This window comes from Corynebacterium ulceribovis DSM 45146, from assembly GCF_000372445.1.
Classification (GTDB): domain Bacteria; phylum Actinomycetota; class Actinomycetes; order Mycobacteriales; family Mycobacteriaceae; genus Corynebacterium; species Corynebacterium ulceribovis.
In genome coordinates, this window is the sequence record NZ_AQUY01000001.1 from 826,360 (window position 1) to 843,612 (window position 17,253).

A 17,253-nucleotide genomic window follows, 5' to 3' on the forward strand; every position below is an offset into this window, starting at 1 on the left:
GGGCTAGTTCTTTGGGGTGCGTAGGTCGGGGACGGCGGCAAGGACTGCGACGGCAGTCAGAGCTGCAGCAACTGCTTTCAGCGTGTCGCCGAGGGCGAAAGGCAGGTTGGTGAACCAGAAGGCCTGCCAGAAGCCCATGTCGAATCGGAATGTGAGCCATACTGCGCCGCAGAAGTACTGAACGATGGCGGCAAGCAGACCAGCGGCGATGAATACAGTGATCTGGATGGGCTTGCTCCGGCCGATGGCGGTAGCGGAGATGAGACCGGCGACAACGGCGGCGAGGATGTAGCCGACGAGGTAGCCGGTGGTTGGGCCAGGCAGTGCCGATAGGGTGGTACGCCAGCCCGCGAGAACAGGAATTCCGACGAGGCCGAGGACGAGGACCGTGACGATGGCGAGGGCGCCGCGCTTCCAGCCGAGGATGAACGCGGCAAGGAGGATGCCCATATTTTGCAGGACGATGGGGACGCCGGCGGCACCCACTGGGATGGAGACTGCGCCGAGGGCAATGATGAGTGCGGCGAAGGCTGCGACCAGCGCGATGCCGGTGACCGTGTTTTGTTTCATGGCACCAAACTATCGCACAGTCTTGAACGGTGTTCATTCAGGTCGGTGCATTACGCTAGGCGCTATGGCAATGACCCTGACGAAGTTCCACAAACTAGTTCGCGACGAATTCGGCGACACGAAAGGCGCCTACCTGCTGGATACTCACGTGCTGGTAGACCTTGGGCAGAGCCCCAGCGAAGCGATTGAAGCTGGTGCGGACTTGCGAAGAGTATGGGAGCTGCTCTGTATGGACTTTGATGTGCCGGAAGAACGACGCTTGGGCGTAGATGAATAAGACGGCGTGTCGGATTGGGAATCGAACAGTGGTTCGACTATCCTGCAAAGAGTAATCCGAACGATAAGGCATGATGTCCCCAGGTTGATTTTCGGCGTGAGGGAACCCACCAGCAGGCGGCAACGTCCAAAGCTGCGTGGAGACTTTAACTAACACACACAACGAACCTGACATCACCGATAGTTCTGACAACGCACGTCCCGACCAAGACATGAATGGAGTTCAAGTGGCAACGAAAAAGAAAGCCGCAACAGCAGCGAACAACAATGAGCGGCTAAAAGCACTTGACTTTGCATTAACCAAGATTGAAAAGGACTTCGGCAAGGGTGCCATTATGCGCCTGGGCGATGATGACCGCCCACCAATTAGTGCTATCTCCTCCGGCAACATTGCCATTGACGTAGCTCTTGGTATTGGCGGATTCCCGCGCGGCCGTATTGTTGAGATTTACGGCCCGGAATCCTCCGGTAAAACCACCGTTGCATTGCACGCGATTGCGTCAGCGCAGCGCACCGGCGGCATTGCCGCCTTTATCGACGCGGAACATGCGCTCGATCCGGAATATGCGCGTGCACTCGGGGTAGACACTGACAATCTGCTGGTTGCACAGCCAGATACTGGTGAACAAGCCCTAGAAATCGCCGACATGCTGGTGCGCTCTGGCGCCATCGACATTATTGTCATTGACTCCGTCGCTGCACTGACGCCGAAAGCTGAGATTGAAGGCGAAATGGGGGACTCCCATGTGGGTCTGCAGGCCCGTCTGATGAGCCAAGCGCTGCGTAAAATGACCGGTGCGCTGCACCAGACTGGCACCACCGCTATCTTCATTAACCAGCTGCGTGAAAAAATCGGTGTGATGTTCGGGTCCCCAGAGACCACCACCGGTGGTAAAGCCCTGAAGTTCTACTCTTCCGTTCGTTGCGACGTGCGCCGCATTCAGACCCTGAAAGACGGTGCCGACGCCGTGGGTAACCGCACCAAGCTCAAAGTCGTGAAGAACAAGGTGTCGCCACCGTTTAAGATTGCCGAATTCGACATCGTGTACGGCGAAGGCATTTCCCGAGAAGGCTCCATCATCGATATGGGTGTCGATAACGGCTTGATCCGCAAGTCTGGCTCCTGGTTCACCTATGAAGGTGAGCAGCTCGGACAGGGTAAGGAAAAAGCCCGAAACTTCCTGAAGGAAAACCCAGACCTCGCAGCAAAGCTAGAAGAGCTGCTGAAGGAAAAACTCGGGGTTGGCCCATACGCGAAGAAGAATGCCGAAGCTGCAGCTGACGATCCAGCGGATGTAGTGCCGGATATCGACTTCGCCGACGAGGACGAGTAGTCCATGGCCGTACCGAACTCGGACCGAATCGACCGACTCCGGGCGGCCATCGAAAGCATCGCTGCTGGCGACAGCAGCGACCCGCTCGGTCGTGCAAAAGAAGAAGCCAAAGCGCCGATTAAAGCCCGTGCGCTGCGGCTGCTCGACCAGCGAGCCCGCTCCACCAGCGAACTCACCGACCGGCTGCGCCGCGCACTACCCGACACACCCGAAGAACTGATTGACGAAGTAGTTGCAGACCTAGAACGAGCCAACCTGCTCGACGACGCCTACTTTGCTCGGGAATGGGTACGGCAACGCCACCAGCGCCGCGGAAAATCCCGAGCCGCGCTGAACCAAGAACTGGTACGCAAAGGCGTCGCGACGCGGCATAGGGAAGAAGCGCTGGCACAGATCACGGCTGATGATGAAGAAAGCCGCGCCCGCGACATCGTCGAAAAGAAGGCACGCGCGCTGAAAGTACCGCCAGCAGACCGGCATGAATACGACAAAGAGCTGCGCCGACTGCTCGGTATGTTGGCCCGGCGCGGATTCCCCGGCGGCATGAGCATGCCGGTGGCACGGCAAGCTTTAGATGAACGAATTGCGCAGCTACGTGCCGATAGCGCAGGGATTTAGCCCGCCGGTGGGGAAGCGATAGGATTCAACACGTGAATACCCCAGCTTCTCCCGCCCCTGCCGTGCCCCGCACCTACGAAGTGCGGACCTTTGGCTGCCAAATGAACGTCCACGACTCCGAGCGGCTATCCGGCCTATTGGAAGATAGCGGATATGTGCGCGCAGCAGACGGAACCGAAGCAGACGTCATCGTCTTCAATACCTGCGCAGTCCGTGAAAACGCTGACAAGCGGCTCTACGGCACCCTCGGTGCACTCCGCCCAGTCAAAGACGGCCACCCAGGCATGCAAATTGCCGTGGGCGGTTGCATGGCTCAAAAAGACGGCGACGCTGTCGTCAAACAAGCCCCATGGGTTGACGTGGTGTTCGGCACCCACAACATGGGATCCCTGCCAGCACTGCTGGAGCGTTCTCGACACAATAAAGCAGCCGAAGTGGAAATTGTCGACGCACTAGAAGCTTTCCCATCCGTGCTGCCAGCTAAACGCGAATCTGCCTACGCAGGCTGGGTGAGTGTCTCGGTCGGCTGCAACAACACCTGCACCTTCTGCATTGTGCCGTCGCTGCGCGGCAAAGAACTCGACCGTCGCCCCGGCGAGATCCTCGCGGAAGTCAAAGCACTCGTAGACCAAGGCGTATCGGAAGTGACACTGTTGGGACAAAACGTCAACGCCTATGGTGTGCACTTTGCGGACCCAGAACTTGAGCGTGACCGGAGTGCATTTTCTAAACTGCTCCGCGCTTGCGGTGATATTGAAGGCTTGGAACGGGTTCGGTTCACCAGCCCGCACCCAGCAGAATTCACCGACGATGTGATCGATGCGATGGCCGAGACCCCAAATGTGTGCCACCAGCTGCACATGCCGCTGCAATCAGGCTCCGACAAAGTGCTCAAAGACATGCGCCGCAGCTACCGCAGCGCGAAGTTCCTCGGCATTTTGGACAAGGTCCGCGAACGCATGCCAGACGCATCCATCACCACCGATATCATCGTCGGCTTCCCAGGTGAAACGGAAGAAGACTTCCAAGCAACCCTAGACGTGGTTGAGAAGGCACGTTTTACCTCTGCTTACACCTTCCAATACTCCAAGCGCCCCGGCACTCCAGCTGCCACGATGCCGAACCAAGTCCCGAAGCATGTCGTTGCTGAGCGCTACCAGCGACTACTCAACCTGCAGGAACGGATTTGTGAGGAAGAAAACGCGAAGCTGATTGGCCGAGTCGTTGAAGTCCTCATTGCCGAAGGTGAAGGCCGGAAGAACGCCGAAACTGCCCGCATGTCGGGTCGTGCCCGGGACGGTCGTCTGGTGCACTTCCGTCCAGAAGGCCGAATTGATGGCGAGCTCCGAGCCGGAGACTACGTCACCGTGGAAGTCACTGGCTCGGCGCCCTTTTTCCTCCTAGCCGACGCTGGAGTGCTGAGCCACCGTCGAACCAAAGCCGGTGACATGAGCGCAGCAGGCAAAACCCCAACCACCGCACCCGTGGGAGTTGGTCTCGGATTGCCAAAAATCGGCCGCCCAGCCAAACAAAAGGAAGAATCGATAGGATGCGGCTGTGACTAGTTCAGAGCAAGACATGCAACATGACCAGCAAAAAACTGACAAGGGTGGCGTGACCCAAGTAGTACTTGGCGGAGCTAAAGCCCCACTCCTGATCGGCATGGCGCTAGGTATCGTCGCCCTTGGCTTAGGAGGCTTCGGCCCCAACAGTCCGGGACTGTTGGACTTGTCTTTGCCAGAGAAGGTTTTCACCACCTGCCTGACACTGTTTACTGTGCTGGGCAGCGCTCTGGTGCTGCTGACCCGAAAGGCCCTCGTTGCCTACATCGCGGCGGCAGGTTCCTTTTTCACGTTCGGATTCTCCATCTTCTCGGTGTGGATGGAACAGACCGGCATGGGGGCAGGAAATGACACAGTGACGCGAGTTGGCTACTACCTCGGTATGCTGGCGGCCATTTTGGTTCTTTCTAGTTTGGTAACTATCGTTTTTAGGCGAACCCCAGCTCAGATTGCAGCGGCACAGGCGCGCACCACCAAGGCGCGTCGCGTTGAAACTGAGTTGGAAAACAACCTCATAGCGCATCGCACCGCAGCTTCGGAAACCCCAGACGCTGCGGCGACTGAGGTGGATGAACGTCGTAAACGCCACCGCGGCCGACAGAATAAGTCGCAACCCTCTCCAGAATAGAACGCCAGCCACCACGCAGGCCCAGAAATGACGGATTTCCCCACCATGGGAAACTCGGCGCTTTCACATTCTGCGGGCATTGATGCCACCAAAGCATCAACACCACTGACCACACCTCAGGCTGTTGAAAGGCGGAACCCTCACGATGACTAAGCCTGCGACCGCTTCCAACCAAAGCGGAAACAAACGGACCATCACGCATATCCTTATTGCTGGTCTGATGCTCTTCTCCATGTTCTTCGGAGCAGGCAACCTAATCTTCCCACCTATGCTGGGCGTCGAAGCCGGCAGCAACTTCACTCCGGCAATGATCGGCTTCCTGCTGACCGGCGTCGGCCTGCCAGTCGTGTCGATGATTGCCATCGCCATCTCCGGTGACAATATCCACGACCTTGCCCGCCGCGGCGGCGTCATCTTCGGATACGCCTTCCCCGTGCTGGTATACCTGTCCATCGGCGCGCTCTACGCCATGCCCCGAACCGGGGCAGTGAGCTTTTCCACCGCAGTAGTCCCACTGACGGGCTGGAACTCCACCACCGCATCGGCAATCTTTAACATCATTTTCTTCGGTGTGGCCTTTGCACTGGTGTACAAGCCAAATAACTTGATGGACTCGCTGGGCCGTATTGTCACGCCAGCTTTGCTGATCCTCATCACCGCTCTGGTGATCCTTGCCGTGGCGAAATTGAAGGACAATGGTCTCGAACCATCCGGTGACTTCACTGAGAATCCACTTGCCACTGGCTTCGTCAACGGCTACCTGACGATGGACTCCTTGGCCGCGTTGGCTTTCGGCATCATTGTTATCTCGGCGCTGCGCTACAAGGGTGTTCCTGAAGGTGCCACGATGGTGCGTTCGGCCACCTATGTCGGCATTATCGCCGGTGTGCTGCTTGGCGCGGTCTATGTGGGGCTTGGCCTAGTGGGTCAGGTCATTCCAAACCCAACGTCCTACGGCGAAGGCGCAGCACTGTTGTCAGATGCTGCCTCGTTGACCATGGGCGAAGTCGGTCGCACCATTTTCGGACTGATCGTGTTGCTGGCCTGCATCGGTACCGCAGCGGGCCTCATGGGCGCCTGCTCGGAGTTCTTCCACGAATTGCTGCCGGGCATCCCATACCGTGCCTGGGCGATCATTTTCACCCTGACTTCCATCACCATTGCGACTGCCGGTCTGGAAGTTGTGCTCGCCATCGCCGTTCCAATCATTGGTTTCCTGTACCCACCGGCTATGACCCTGGTGGCGCTGCGCCTGCTGGAACCACTGGTCAAGCCGCGGATGCGGTTTAGCTACTACTTCGGTCTGTATGTCGCCACCGCATGGGCACTGATGATGAGCCTGCGTGCTTCCGGCATCGGCGAAGCCCTCTTCGACGCACTGATTGGTTGGGCACCGGGCGACGCCATCGACTTGGGTTGGGCCATGCCAACGCTTGTCGCCGCCATTATTGGCTTGGTCATCGACGTGGCCCGCGGCGAAGAAAAGCCAGTGTCCGGCCACGAACTCATCGCCCAAGAGCTTGCTGACGAATTGGACAGCGAATCTGACACTGCGCCAGCTTCTGCAGATCTGAAGGCGTAAGTCGCATTGCCGCCCGGCGGACGTCAATAAGCCCAAAGCGAAACCGGCTACCTCCCGTAACAATGACGGGAAGCAGCCGGTTTTAGTGTTAGCTGTGCAGGCTAGTGGCAGCTAGCGGTCCTCGACTGCGGACAGCGCAGCCTCAGCCCACTCACGCCACTGCGCAGCAGAAGCACGGGCTTCATCAGCCTTCTTGGACTTGCCCGCCTTATCGAACTTCGCGGCCTGCGCCTCAAACTCCTCAGCCTTGACAATGAACTGATTGGCACGGGACTGCGCCTCAGGGTCGTTGCGGCGCCATTCCTTATCTTCGGCAGACTGGACGCGACCTTCTAGACCACGAATCTTTTCTTCGTACTCACGGACACGGCCACGTGGGACGTAACCAATTTCCTCCCACTTTTCCTGCAGCTCGCGCAGCGCCGACTTCGCCTTGTCTAGGTCCTTGTCGGGATCAATGAGCTCGTCGTACTGCGCAATCAGCTCATCCTTCGCCACGGCGTTCGCTTCGAACTCCTCGTCGCGCTGCTTCGACACAGCATTCCGTGCAGCGAAGAAGTGGTCCTGCGCGGCCTTAAACCGAGCCCACAGCTTGTCATCGATTTCGCGAGGAGCGCGGCCAGCGGCCTTCCACTCCTGCATCAGCGCCGAAAACGCGCGCGCCGTGTCATTCCACTCGGTGGAATCTTGCATCGCCTCAGCACGCTCGACAAGCTCTTCCTTCACATCGCGAGCCTTCGCTCGGTTGCGGTCGAGCTCTGCGAAGTGGGAACCACGACGGCGGTTGAATGCATCCCGAGCGCGCGAGTAACGCTTCCACAGCACGTCATCGGTTTTGCGGTCCACACCGCGAATCGTCTTCCACTCATCCAAAATGGCGCGCAGCCGGTCTCCGGCGGCCTTCCACTCCGTGGAGTCCGCACCAATCGCCTCTGCTTCAGCAGCGAGCTCTTCCTTACGAGCAATCGCCGCAGTGCGCCGCTCTTCCTTGACATGCTTGGCCTGCTCACCAGCAGCGTCCGCATCGGACATGACGGTGATCAGACGTTGCTGGAGCGCCGCGATGTCGCCAATAACAGTGGCCTCCGGCAGGGTAGCGGCAATTTCCTCGGCCGCCTTCTTCAGCTTCGGTGCCTCATCCGGGTGGGAGACGATACGCGCTTCCAGCAGCTCGATCTCCACCACGATGTCCTGGTAGCGGCCGGCAAAGTGCTTAAGGCCCTCTTCTTTTGTGCCCGCTTGCCAAGAACCAATCTGACGTTCGCCATCCGCAGTTTTCAGCCACACAGCGCCATCGTCATCAATCCGACCGAACTCATTCGGGTCGAAAGCCTCCGCTGGGGCAACGACTACTGGCACAACTGGGGTAGCAGCGGCGCGGGAACCAGGACGTGGGCCCGGGCGCGGACCGGGCTTGGGACCCGGCTTAGGACCTGGCTTTGCGCCATTTTCGGTGGCCTTGCTTGGTGCTGGGTTCTCGTTTGACATGGTTTTCGGTTCCTCGTTTCCCGCCGCGCGACACGGCTGCCAAGACATGTAATGCGAACGCAATTGTACGCACAACTTTAGATAGCTAAGTATGACAAATGCCGAAACCTTTCGTGGGATGACTACCCCTACAAAACCCACCATTAGCTACGGTTGAACATGTGGATGCAAAACTTCTCATTGTCCCTGGAGCCCCGCTGCTGGTCCGCGACCTAGCCGGCGACGATCCGGCCGCCGCTAGCCTGCACGCCGACGTTGTCGCCGCAGTGCGAGAATTTGCTGCCGGTGAACCTGTTGACGTGGTCATTGCTGACGACGAACGCTGGCATACCGAACACGAAGGCTCCTTCAAAGCCTGGGGCGCTGATTTGACCGTCGGCTATGGCAAAACGTTGCCGGAGCTGGTTGCCCGGTACTTAGCCCGTGAGGCGGGTACAACGGTTGGGCTGGTACTGACTGGCTTGCCAGATATGGCTGAGTACCCCAATAAGGTGCTGGTAGTGGCGGAGGGGACCGCCGCACTGACCGAGCGTGCCCCAATGGCGTTCCAGCAACGCGCGGTGGATATTGAGTCCTACCTCGAGGCGATTGCCGGGGGTGATGTCAGTACCAGCCACCGTGGCGCCGCAGATTTGGCGTCAGTTGGCCAAGACAACTGGGAACCAGTGGGCCTATTTACCGGCCCGCTGTGGATGGATTTGGCTGCGCAGCGACCGGCGGACAAGCAGCTATTGGTGCATAACACGGAGTTTGGTGTGGGATATTTTGTGGCTCGGTGGTCGTGGTGACCCAACGGGACGCACCTGCCTCAGGGTTCATTGGGGCTGATGGTTTGCCGCGCCCAATTGCGGTAGTTGGACCCACCGCATCCGGTAAATCCGAACTTGGCCTGAAACTGGCGGAACTGTTGGGTGGGGAAGTCGTCAACGTCGATTCCATGCAGCTGTACCGCGGTATGGATATTGGCACCGCGAAGTTGTCGGTGCCTGAACGCCGCGGGATTCCGCATCATCAGCTTGATGTTTTGGAAGTGACTGAGCCAGCGTCGGTTGCAAAATACCAGCAGGCAGCGGTCGCGGATGTGGAAGGTATTCGACAGCGCGGCCGGGTGCCGATTTTGGTCGGTGGGTCGATGCTTTATGTTCAGTCGCTTGTTGACGATTGGGAGTTTCCGCCCACGGACGCCGCCGTGCGCGCAAAATGGATGGCCCGGCAGGACGAAATTGGGGTCTCGGCATTGCACGCGGAACTAGCGAAAATTGATCCGCAGGCCGCAGCCACGATTGAGCAACAAGATCCTCGTCGCATTGTCCGGGCGCTGGAGGTCATTGAACTGACCGGTAAGCCTTACCAGGCGTCCACGCCGCCCATCGATGCGCCGCCGCGGTGGAACACCGTGATTTTGGGGCTGCGCACGGAAACGCAGTGGCTTAACCCTCGGATTGAGCAGCGCACCGCAATGATGTTTGACGCTGGTTTCGTCAAGGAAGTTGAAGACTTGCTGCCGTGCGGACTGCGTGAGGGGGTGACCGCTAGCCGCGCAATTGGTTACGCGCAGGTGTTGGCGATGTTCGATGGGGAGTATGACCTAGCCGAAGCGCAGGAACGGACAGTGACAGGCACCCGTCGGTATGTTCGTCGCCAGCGGGCGTGGTTCAAACGCGACCCACGCACATTGTGGTTGGACGCAGCGGGGGACACTTTTGCGCAGGCTCGGCAGGCGCTAACGGCGGTGTCTAACTAGGACTGTTCGCCTATCTAGGACAGTTCGTCCGACGACGGGCCCTGCCCGTAAGCGAGAGCCGCTACGCGGGCGCGGCGCCACAAGTCTCGGAGTTCGCTGGTGTGGCGGTCAGTGGAGTTGAGCAACCGCTCTAGTTCGCTCTCCGACAAGCGGTAGCTGCTATCTAGGCGGGTGTGAACCGTGCGAGCCCAGCGGCGTGATGCGGCGGCAGAATCATGGAATTCCGCGATGACGCCGACGGTGGTGTCCATATTGCGCAACTCTGGGCGGCGGAAGGTGCGGTCCGCGAGTTGTTCAGGGTCGTTGCTGTGCAGGAAGGCGGTCCACTGGTCGAGGATGTCGGTGAGGTCTTCCAGGGACAAGCGGAGCGAATCGACCAAAGCACTGTTGGAAGGCTGCAGGAAACGTCCAACCAGAACCACGCCAATGGACGCGGCAAGGAACCCCACGAGCAGCAGTGGGGTTCGCATCAACAGCAAAACCAGCACTATGACAAGTGCGAAGCTGAAGAAGAGAAAAAGTGGACTCTGTTTCATGTTGCTTCCAACTCTAATGGCCGCAGCCGCCTCCGCAACTGCCACAGCCGCCCGTTCCGCAGCTGGCACCAACAGGTTCTAGCACAGTTGCAGTAAGGCTGAAACGGCCGGAAATCACATTGCCGACCGCAGGTTCTGGGAAGTCGATTGGCAGGCACAGATCGACTGGGATTGGGGAGTCCACAATGACATGCCAGAACGCCTGCCCAGTAAGGCCATTAGTACGCTTTTCGACGCCAGTGACCGTGCCCGCAATTCGCGCCGCGGAATCAGGCTTTGCCGAACCCGACGGGTTCACCACAACGAGGGCACCTTCGGAGATCAGGATGCGGGGCGCAGCGTCGTGCTCGGCACGATAGGTCGTCTCAGAATCGTAGAGCTTTGCGTCAATAGCAAGTGCAGTGATTGCCACCTGCTGGAACTCTTGCATGCCGTCCTCAACCAGCAGCGGTCCCTGCGCCAAATTTGCGGTAACAGTTCCGACCTTCATCCCGTCGGCCTCCACCACGTCGATGAGGGCGAGCACGTCATCGAGCATGTCGATGTGTGCAGTTGCTTCGCGGGTGCCTTCAAAACCAACCCACGTTGCGAATGGCTCAACACCCAACATGTGGATTCGGGCGCCGGAGGCTGGATCTTGCCAGCGAACCAATTGGCCGCCGCGTAGTTCACCGTCGACAAACAAGTCATTGGTCGCGATTGCCGCCTGGGCAGCGTCTTGCCAGCGGGAGTAGTTCAGCCCGAGGCTGGCCATGTCTGCAGTCGTCACGTTCATGGATTAAAAGTGTAGTCCGCTTAGGCGAGGCCAACTAAATTCATCACAACATTGTTATCAATTGCACTTTTGCAGTCCTGCCTGGCGGCAGAATTCCCCGAGGATTGCCAGAATTTCCGCAGGTCGTGGCACAATGGGTTAGTAATGACTGATCCTGTAGAAAACTCTGACCATGGAATCCGACACGGTAGTGAACCAGACGATGTTGAACTGAGTACACAACCGCAACCGTCCACCGGCCAGATGGACCTTGAAGAGCGCTCCTCGCTCCGGCGGATGAACCGTGCCGCTGTCCACAGCACTGAGCAATCGGACATCACTGAAGTTGAGTACCGAAAGCTCCGCCTTGAACAGGTAGTACTGGTGGGCATGTGGACCGAAGGCACCCTCGCCGAAGCCGAAGCTGCATTGGATGAACTAGCAGCGCTCGCCGAAACCGCCGGCTCCACCGTGCTCGAAGCGGTGCTGCAGCGCCGCGATAAACCCGACCCAGGCACATACATTGGCTCCGGTAAAGTGAGCGAACTTGCCGATATCGTTGCCGCTACCGGCGCGGACACGGTGATTGCGGACGGTGAACTTTCCCCAGGCCAGCTTGTGGCGCTAGAAAATGCGCTTAACGTCAAGGTCATTGACCGAACGATGCTGATTCTGGATATCTTTGCGCAGCATGCGAAGTCGAAGGAAGGTAAGGCGCAGGTTTCGCTGGCGCAGATGGAGTACCTGATTACTCGTCTGCGTGGTTGGGGCCATTCGATGTCCCGCCAGGCTGGTGGCCGTGCCGGCTCTAATGGTGGTGTGGGGCTGCGTGGCCCAGGTGAGACCAAGATTGAAACTGACCGGCAGCGACTGCGCCAAGACATGGCGCGGATCCGCAAGGAACTGGCGTCGATGAAAACGGCCCGCGAAGTCAAACGCTCCCGTCGTAAGCAGGGCTTAGTGCCGCGGATTGCGATTGCTGGGTACACCAACGCTGGAAAATCGTCCCTGCTCAATGCGATTACTGGTGCCGGTGTGCTGGTGGAGGACGCCTTGTTCGCCACCTTGGACCCGACCACTCGTCGCGCGGAGCTACGTGATGGCCGCACTGTTGTGTTCACCGACACCGTCGGTTTTGTCCGGCACCTGCCAACCCAGCTGGTGGAAGCTTTCCGGTCCACCTTGGAAGAAGTGCTGGAAGCCGACCTCGTGCTGCATGTGGTTGATGGCTCGGACCCATTCCCACTGGGGCAGATTAAGGCGGTCAATGAAGTCATCGCGGACATTGTTCGGGAACAAAATGCCGAAGCCCCGGCGGAGCTGCTCGTTGTCAACAAGATTGACCAGGCGGACCCATTGGTGCTGGCAGAGTTGCGTGCCCTGCTAGATGACGTGGTGTTCGTATCCGCCCGCACCGGCGAAGGTGTCGGTGAGCTGCAGGACCGCATCGAACTGTTCCTGAACTCCTTGGATGCGCATGTGGTGCTGGAGATTCCGTTTACCCGCGGCGACATCGTTGCCCGGGTGCATGAGTTTGGCACAATCGTGGATGAAAGCTACACCGAAAACGGCACCGTCATTGACGTGCGGATTCCGCGGGAATTGGCGCAGGAACTGCAGGAGTTCGTGGTCCCGGCGAACTAGCGGTTCTGGCGGGGGCCAACCCGGGCGGTAGAGTTGGCGCTGTGAAAAATACAGAGTTTGCTGGGCGCCTTTTTGGCTGGGAGTTGCATGGGGATGGCCGCCGGATCACCACCGGCGCGGTAGTGGCACCGGAGGAACGGCTGACGTGGCCGCGCACCATTGGTGTCGGTATGCAGCACGTCATCGCAATGTTCGGCGCAACGCTGTTGGTGCCGCTCATTACCGGTTTCCCGGTCAACACCACACTGCTTTTCTCTGGTGTCGGCACCATCCTATTCCTGCTGCTGACCCGCAATCGTCTTCCAAGCTACCTCGGTTCCTCCTTCGCGTTCCTAGCGCCATTGGCAGCGACGCAGGGTGAAGGTTTGGCAGCGCAGTCGGGTGCCATTTTGGTCACGGGCGCTGCGCTTTTCGCCATCGGCCTGCTGGTCAAGGCTGCCGGCCGCAAGGTATTGGACATGGTCATGCCGCCTGTGGTCACTGGTGCCATTGTCGCGCTGATTGGTTTGAACTTGGCGCCGGTTGCTGCATCGAACTTTGCCGAGCAGCCGTGGATTGCTGCGCTGACTATGCTCACCATCATTTTCACCACGGTGGCAACTCGCGGCATGATTTCGCGCCTTGGCGTGCTGGTTGGCGTGGTCGTTGGTTGGTTCGCTGCTGCGGTTTCGGGCAATTTGGCTCCAGATGCAACCGCTGCTGTTCAGGCCGCGCCGTGGATTGGATTGCCGACTTTCCACACACCATCGTTCCAGCTCAACGCTATTTTGGTGACTTTGCCGGTGTTGGTGGTGCTCATCGCCGAAAACGTTGGCCACGTGAAGGCCGTGTCGGCGATGACTGGCCGCAACTTGGATGACCTTGCTGGTGACGCACTTATGGCCGATGGCGCCGCGACGGTGCTGGCTGGTGTTGGCGGCGGTTCTGCAACCACCACTTATGCAGAGAATATTGGCGTGATGGCTGCAACCCGGGTGTATTCGACTGCGGCATACTGGGTCGCTGCGATGACGGCGATTGCGTTGGCCTTCATCCCGAAGTTTGGCGCGCTGATTCTGACTATTCCGTCTGGTGTCCTCGGCGGCGCGACGGTGGTGCTCTACGGCCTTATCGGCATGTTGGGTGTGAACATTTGGATGGACAATAAGGTCAATTTCAATAACCCGGTGAACCTGATGGTCGCTGCGACGGCCCTGATTGTGGGTATCGGCAACTTGACCATCAGTGTGGGTTCCGTGGAACTCCAAGGCATTGCGTGGGGCTCGGTTGGCATTATTGTGCTGTACCCGCTCTTTAACTGGCTGTACAACACGGTCGGCGAGGGCCGTTTGGCTAAGTAGCTATTTCCCGGTGAGCCCGTTTTTAAAGCGGGTCCACCACTTCATTGACGCTTCGGCACCATCCGGAATGCCCACGTCTTGCCGCTCGTAGGCAGGTGGCACGTCGCTCGGCGCAGGTACAGGTTGGTCCGTCAGGCGGGTGGTTAGCGCGTCAAACAAGGCGTTTGTGCTTGTTGACGATAGGGCCGTCGTGACCTCCGGCGCTGTCAGGCATTCGTTGACGTGCGCTGCTAGTTGTGGATCGGGTTTCGGTAGGACCACGATTGCCAGTCCAGCAATGGGGGCCGGTTGGTTAAGCAGCGCGAGCGCTACCGTGGCATGGGCAACTGGGCCGTGGTCAACGAATACCGAGACGATGCCGTTTTCGAGCGTTGGGGCGTGTGGAGCTGCGGCGTACACCAGTTCCTCAAGCTCCATCGGTTCGAAGGTGCGCCCGGCATCGGCGAGCCGAGTGATCAGAATGTCAATGATTTCCTCCGTCGCTAGTTCTGGGGATAGACCAAGGACCAGCGCATCTTCATCGAGCAACGGAAGAGCAGACATTCAAACTCCGATCGTAAGCGGGCTAATTAGCCCTAGCTTACTTACTTGGATTGTTAGACTGCGCTATCCCGTTCCGTAACGATGACTTCGATGTCGTGTGCTTGGAGGTTGTCGATAAAGGTAGGGGATGCTGCGGAGTCTGTGATGACGACGTCAATTTCTTCAATACCCGCGAAGCTGACTAGGAAATCGCGGCCTAGTTTGGTCGAGTCGCACATCACGACCACTTTTTGGGCGTTGGATACCATTGCTCGTTTCACAGCCGCTTCTTGCGGGTCTGCGGTAGACAGGCCATGGTCAATGGACAGGGCATTGGTACCAATGAACGCGACATCGGCACGCATCAGCCCAAGAGCACGCAAGGCAGTCTCACCCACGACAGCCTCAGTAATGGCACGGACAGTGCCACCCAGTAGCTGGATTTCAAAGGAGCCGTTCGCTGCCAAAGTCATGGCGTTAGGCAGAGAATTAGTGACGATGGACCAGCCGTGGTCGTTTCCGGTTTCAGCAATTGCTTGTGCTAGAGCTGCAGTCGTGGTCCCAGCGTCGAGGAAAATTCCGGCCGGCCGGTGAGGGAGCAGGCTTAAGGCTGCATGAGCAATCGAGTTTTTTGCTTCCGGTCGTGTTCGTTCTCGGTCGTCGACTGTAAATTCGTGGGTTTGAAAATATTTGGTTGCGACTGCGCCGCCATGTACGCGGTGTACTGCGCCGTTACGGTCCAATTGGGTGAGGTCACGGCGAATGGTTTCAGCGGTGACGTTAAAGCGTTCGGATAGTTCAGTGACACTTACTCGACCATTCACCGAGGTGAGGGAGGCGATTTGTCGACGGCGTTCTTCGGCGTACATAACGTGGTGTCCTGATAGTTGATACGGGCAATATCGGACATGCCCAGGAAAATTAAGTCAACACCTATTATCTGCCGAAAGTTGGGTTTTTCAAAGACATGAGACGAAAGTCCCAGTAGTGGCGTGTATGACTACCCCCACTTAGTGTCCGTTCGGGTAAGTGGGGAGGGACTGGGAGACTTTTACTTCCAACTAAAGCCACATCCGAACTTACAATTTCCGGAAAACGGCGACGACGCGACCCATAATAGTGGCGTGCTCGCCGGGGATAGGGCTGTATGCGCGGTTGTGCGGCATCAACCAAATGCCCGTGTCATTAGAGATGAACTCTTTGACGGTGGCAGCTGGTTCAATATCGTCGGTGAGCATTGCGGCCACGAAGTCACCATTTTGGGCGACTTTGGTCTCCTTGACGACCACCCAGTCATCCTCCAAAATGCCCGCATCGACCATGGAGTCGCCCTTAACCTGAAGGACGAAGGAATTCTCGCCGTCACCAACCACTTCAATTGGCAGTGCGAAGTGATCTTCGACATGCTCTTCAGCCAAGATCGGGCTTCCGGCCGCTATCTGGCCGACTACCGGCACATAGCTCGGCGGAGTGTGCCGTTCTTCATCAACAACGTCAGGTTCAGCAAACGTGCGTTTCGAACCGGGCAGGTCCACACAGATAACCATGGCACGTGGCCGGTTCGGGTCACGCTTAATAATGCCCTTCTTGCAGAGCTCATCGACTTGGTAAGACACCGACGATGTGGACTTGAGCCCAACGGCGTTGCCAATCTCGCGGTAACTCGGTGCGTATCCGCGAAGCGACATTGAGTTGCTAATCACGTCAACGATCTGGCGCTGGCGGTTAGTGATTCCGTTGAGAAGATCGTCATTCTTAGACTTTGCGGCCATTGCTCGCTCCTTGGCTGTTTGTCTGCGCGGTGGTTACAGGGTGTGGTGCAGCGGTTGCGTTTCTTTTTCAGTGTCAGCATACCCTAAAAGTCGAACGGAGTGGTACGTCTGTTCGACAATTTCAAGCTATCGTGTGGACATTGTGAAACTGGGGTGCTATAAATCGAACATGTAAGCGATATGTTCGAAGTCTTGTCGAATTAGTTCGTTATGTTTAACCCGAAATCGTTCGACTAAGGAAGAAGTTTCATCATGTCTACCGCAATGCCACTCCGTAAAAACCCAGCACATCGCGTATCTATCTCCAAGGCGTCGTCTGGCCAACATGTCGTTCATGTTCGAACCGCTCCGAAGCGTAGTTTTCGAAGTGGGACGCCTGTTCGAGGAAGTGCCACACGAAGCCGCCGCCGCACCTCGGCCGCTCAGCACGGTCGTCGCGTCGCGGTATCTGTTCGAAGCGAGTCGGGTCATCCTCGAGGCGCCGTGATTCGTACCGTTGCGCCAAACCTTAAGCGCATTGTGCTTACGGTGCTTTTTGCGCTGTTCCTTGCGTTCGGGTTGATCTACGCATGGACGGCGACAGGCCCCAACTATGAACCGGTACCAGAGACCACCCGAGTTGTGGCGGTGCGTCCAGGAGAAAGCCTGACCACTATTGCACAGAACAACGCGCCAGATGCCGCCGTATCTGATGTAGTAGCTCGCATTGTTCAGCTGAACAACCTCAACAACAGTGGCCTACAGTCTGGGCAACTTATTACTGTGCCAGTAGATGTCGATGGCGCGGCTACGCACTAGCTCAGACGTAGACTTTCCGATCACGGGATTTGGGAAACTAGACTGTGGGGTAGTGGCATTGGCTGCTGCGTCTCTTCGTACCAAC

18 protein-coding genes are annotated in these 17,253 nt (G+C 58.0%); 11 read left to right on the forward strand and 7 right to left on the reverse strand.

Annotated features, from left to right (window positions below):
- Window positions 1–3: 3 nt before the first annotated feature.
- Window positions 4–570: a biotin transporter BioY gene (locus A3EC_RS0103795; RefSeq protein WP_018023842.1), complete on the reverse strand. Its 567-nt coding sequence runs from the start codon at window positions 568–570 to the stop codon at window positions 4–6.
- Window positions 571–640: 70 nt separating this feature from the next.
- Between A3EC_RS0103795 and A3EC_RS0103800 the strand changes: the two genes are divergently transcribed.
- The 6 genes from A3EC_RS0103800 to brnQ all read left to right on the forward strand — a co-directional run bounded on the left by A3EC_RS0103800 (window position 641) and on the right by brnQ (window position 6,570).
- Window positions 641–847, forward strand: coding sequence for a DUF3046 domain-containing protein (locus A3EC_RS0103800; protein WP_018023843.1), 207 nt, complete (start codon window positions 641–643; stop codon window positions 845–847).
- 226 nt (window positions 848–1,073) lie between these two features.
- The gene (recA, locus tag A3EC_RS0103805) at window positions 1,074–2,180 is read left to right on the forward strand and encodes a recombinase RecA (RefSeq protein ID WP_018023844.1); all 1,107 of its coding nucleotides are present in this window, start codon (window positions 1,074–1,076) and stop codon (window positions 2,178–2,180) included.
- A gap of 3 nt (window positions 2,181–2,183) precedes the next feature.
- The gene (locus A3EC_RS0103810; protein WP_018023845.1) at window positions 2,184–2,798 is read left to right on the forward strand and encodes a regulatory protein RecX; all 615 of its coding nucleotides are present in this window, start codon (window positions 2,184–2,186) and stop codon (window positions 2,796–2,798) included.
- Window positions 2,799–2,821: 23 nt separating this feature from the next.
- Window positions 2,822–4,363, forward strand: a complete 1,542-nt coding sequence (gene miaB / locus A3EC_RS0103815; RefSeq protein ID WP_156812813.1) for a tRNA (N6-isopentenyl adenosine(37)-C2)-methylthiotransferase MiaB — start codon at window positions 2,822–2,824, stop codon at window positions 4,361–4,363.
- Complete coding sequence (locus A3EC_RS11275; RefSeq protein WP_018023847.1) at window positions 4,356–4,988, forward strand: Rv2732c family membrane protein; 633 nt, start codon at window positions 4,356–4,358, stop codon at window positions 4,986–4,988. Before miaB ends, A3EC_RS11275 begins: the two co-directional genes overlap by 8 nt.
- A gap of 145 nt (window positions 4,989–5,133) precedes the next feature.
- Window positions 5,134–6,570, forward strand: a complete 1,437-nt coding sequence (gene brnQ / locus A3EC_RS0103825) for a branched-chain amino acid transport system II carrier protein (protein ID WP_018023848.1) — start codon at window positions 5,134–5,136, stop codon at window positions 6,568–6,570.
- 111 nt (window positions 6,571–6,681) lie between these two features.
- Here the strand turns inward: brnQ and A3EC_RS0103830 are convergent, their stop codons facing one another.
- Window positions 6,682–8,058: a DUF349 domain-containing protein gene (locus A3EC_RS0103830; RefSeq protein ID WP_018023849.1), complete on the reverse strand. Its 1,377-nt coding sequence runs from the start codon at window positions 8,056–8,058 to the stop codon at window positions 6,682–6,684.
- Window positions 8,059–8,219: 161 nt separating this feature from the next.
- Between A3EC_RS0103830 and A3EC_RS12375 the strand changes: the two genes are divergently transcribed.
- Together A3EC_RS12375 and miaA are read left to right on the forward strand one after the other, a co-directional pair.
- Complete coding sequence (locus tag A3EC_RS12375; protein ID WP_018023850.1) at window positions 8,220–8,846, forward strand: hypothetical protein; 627 nt, start codon at window positions 8,220–8,222, stop codon at window positions 8,844–8,846.
- Window positions 8,843–9,802 (forward strand): tRNA (adenosine(37)-N6)-dimethylallyltransferase MiaA, encoded by a 960-nt coding sequence (gene miaA, locus A3EC_RS0103840; protein WP_245532927.1) that lies wholly within the window; start codon window positions 8,843–8,845, stop codon window positions 9,800–9,802. Before A3EC_RS12375 ends, miaA begins: the two co-directional genes overlap by 4 nt.
- A gap of 14 nt (window positions 9,803–9,816) precedes the next feature.
- Here the strand turns inward: miaA and A3EC_RS0103845 are convergent, their stop codons facing one another.
- Window positions 9,817–10,338: a hypothetical protein gene (locus A3EC_RS0103845; RefSeq protein ID WP_018023852.1), complete on the reverse strand. Its 522-nt coding sequence runs from the start codon at window positions 10,336–10,338 to the stop codon at window positions 9,817–9,819.
- Between the two features lie 13 nt (window positions 10,339–10,351).
- On the reverse strand, window positions 10,352–11,113 hold the full coding sequence (locus A3EC_RS0103850; RefSeq protein WP_026162177.1) for a hypothetical protein: 762 nt from the start codon (window positions 11,111–11,113) through the stop codon (window positions 10,352–10,354).
- Window positions 11,114–11,257: 144 nt separating this feature from the next.
- On the opposite strand from A3EC_RS0103850, the gene hflX reads away from it, so the two are divergent.
- Complete coding sequence (gene hflX, locus A3EC_RS0103855; RefSeq protein WP_018023854.1) at window positions 11,258–12,736, forward strand: GTPase HflX; 1,479 nt, start codon at window positions 11,258–11,260, stop codon at window positions 12,734–12,736.
- A 41-nt stretch (window positions 12,737–12,777) separates the two neighbouring features.
- A complete protein-coding gene (locus tag A3EC_RS0103860; protein ID WP_018023855.1) occupies window positions 12,778–14,076 on the forward strand; it encodes a uracil-xanthine permease family protein in 1,299 nt (432 codons plus the stop codon).
- Here the strand turns inward: A3EC_RS0103860 and A3EC_RS0103865 are convergent, their stop codons facing one another.
- From A3EC_RS0103865 to lexA, 3 genes are all read right to left on the reverse strand, one after another.
- Complete coding sequence (locus tag A3EC_RS0103865; RefSeq protein WP_018023856.1) at window positions 14,077–14,619, reverse strand: hypothetical protein; 543 nt, start codon at window positions 14,617–14,619, stop codon at window positions 14,077–14,079.
- Window positions 14,620–14,672: 53 nt separating this feature from the next.
- Window positions 14,673–15,467 (reverse strand): DeoR/GlpR family DNA-binding transcription regulator, encoded by a 795-nt coding sequence (locus A3EC_RS0103870; RefSeq protein ID WP_018023857.1) that lies wholly within the window; start codon window positions 15,465–15,467, stop codon window positions 14,673–14,675.
- Between the two features lie 210 nt (window positions 15,468–15,677).
- Window positions 15,678–16,370, reverse strand: coding sequence for a transcriptional repressor LexA (gene lexA, locus A3EC_RS0103875; RefSeq protein ID WP_018023858.1), 693 nt, complete (start codon window positions 16,368–16,370; stop codon window positions 15,678–15,680).
- 483 nt (window positions 16,371–16,853) lie between these two features.
- On the opposite strand from lexA, the gene A3EC_RS13040 reads away from it, so the two are divergent.
- The gene (locus A3EC_RS13040) at window positions 16,854–17,168 is read left to right on the forward strand and encodes a LysM peptidoglycan-binding domain-containing protein (protein ID WP_018023860.1); all 315 of its coding nucleotides are present in this window, start codon (window positions 16,854–16,856) and stop codon (window positions 17,166–17,168) included.
- Window positions 17,169–17,253 lie beyond the last annotated feature (85 nt).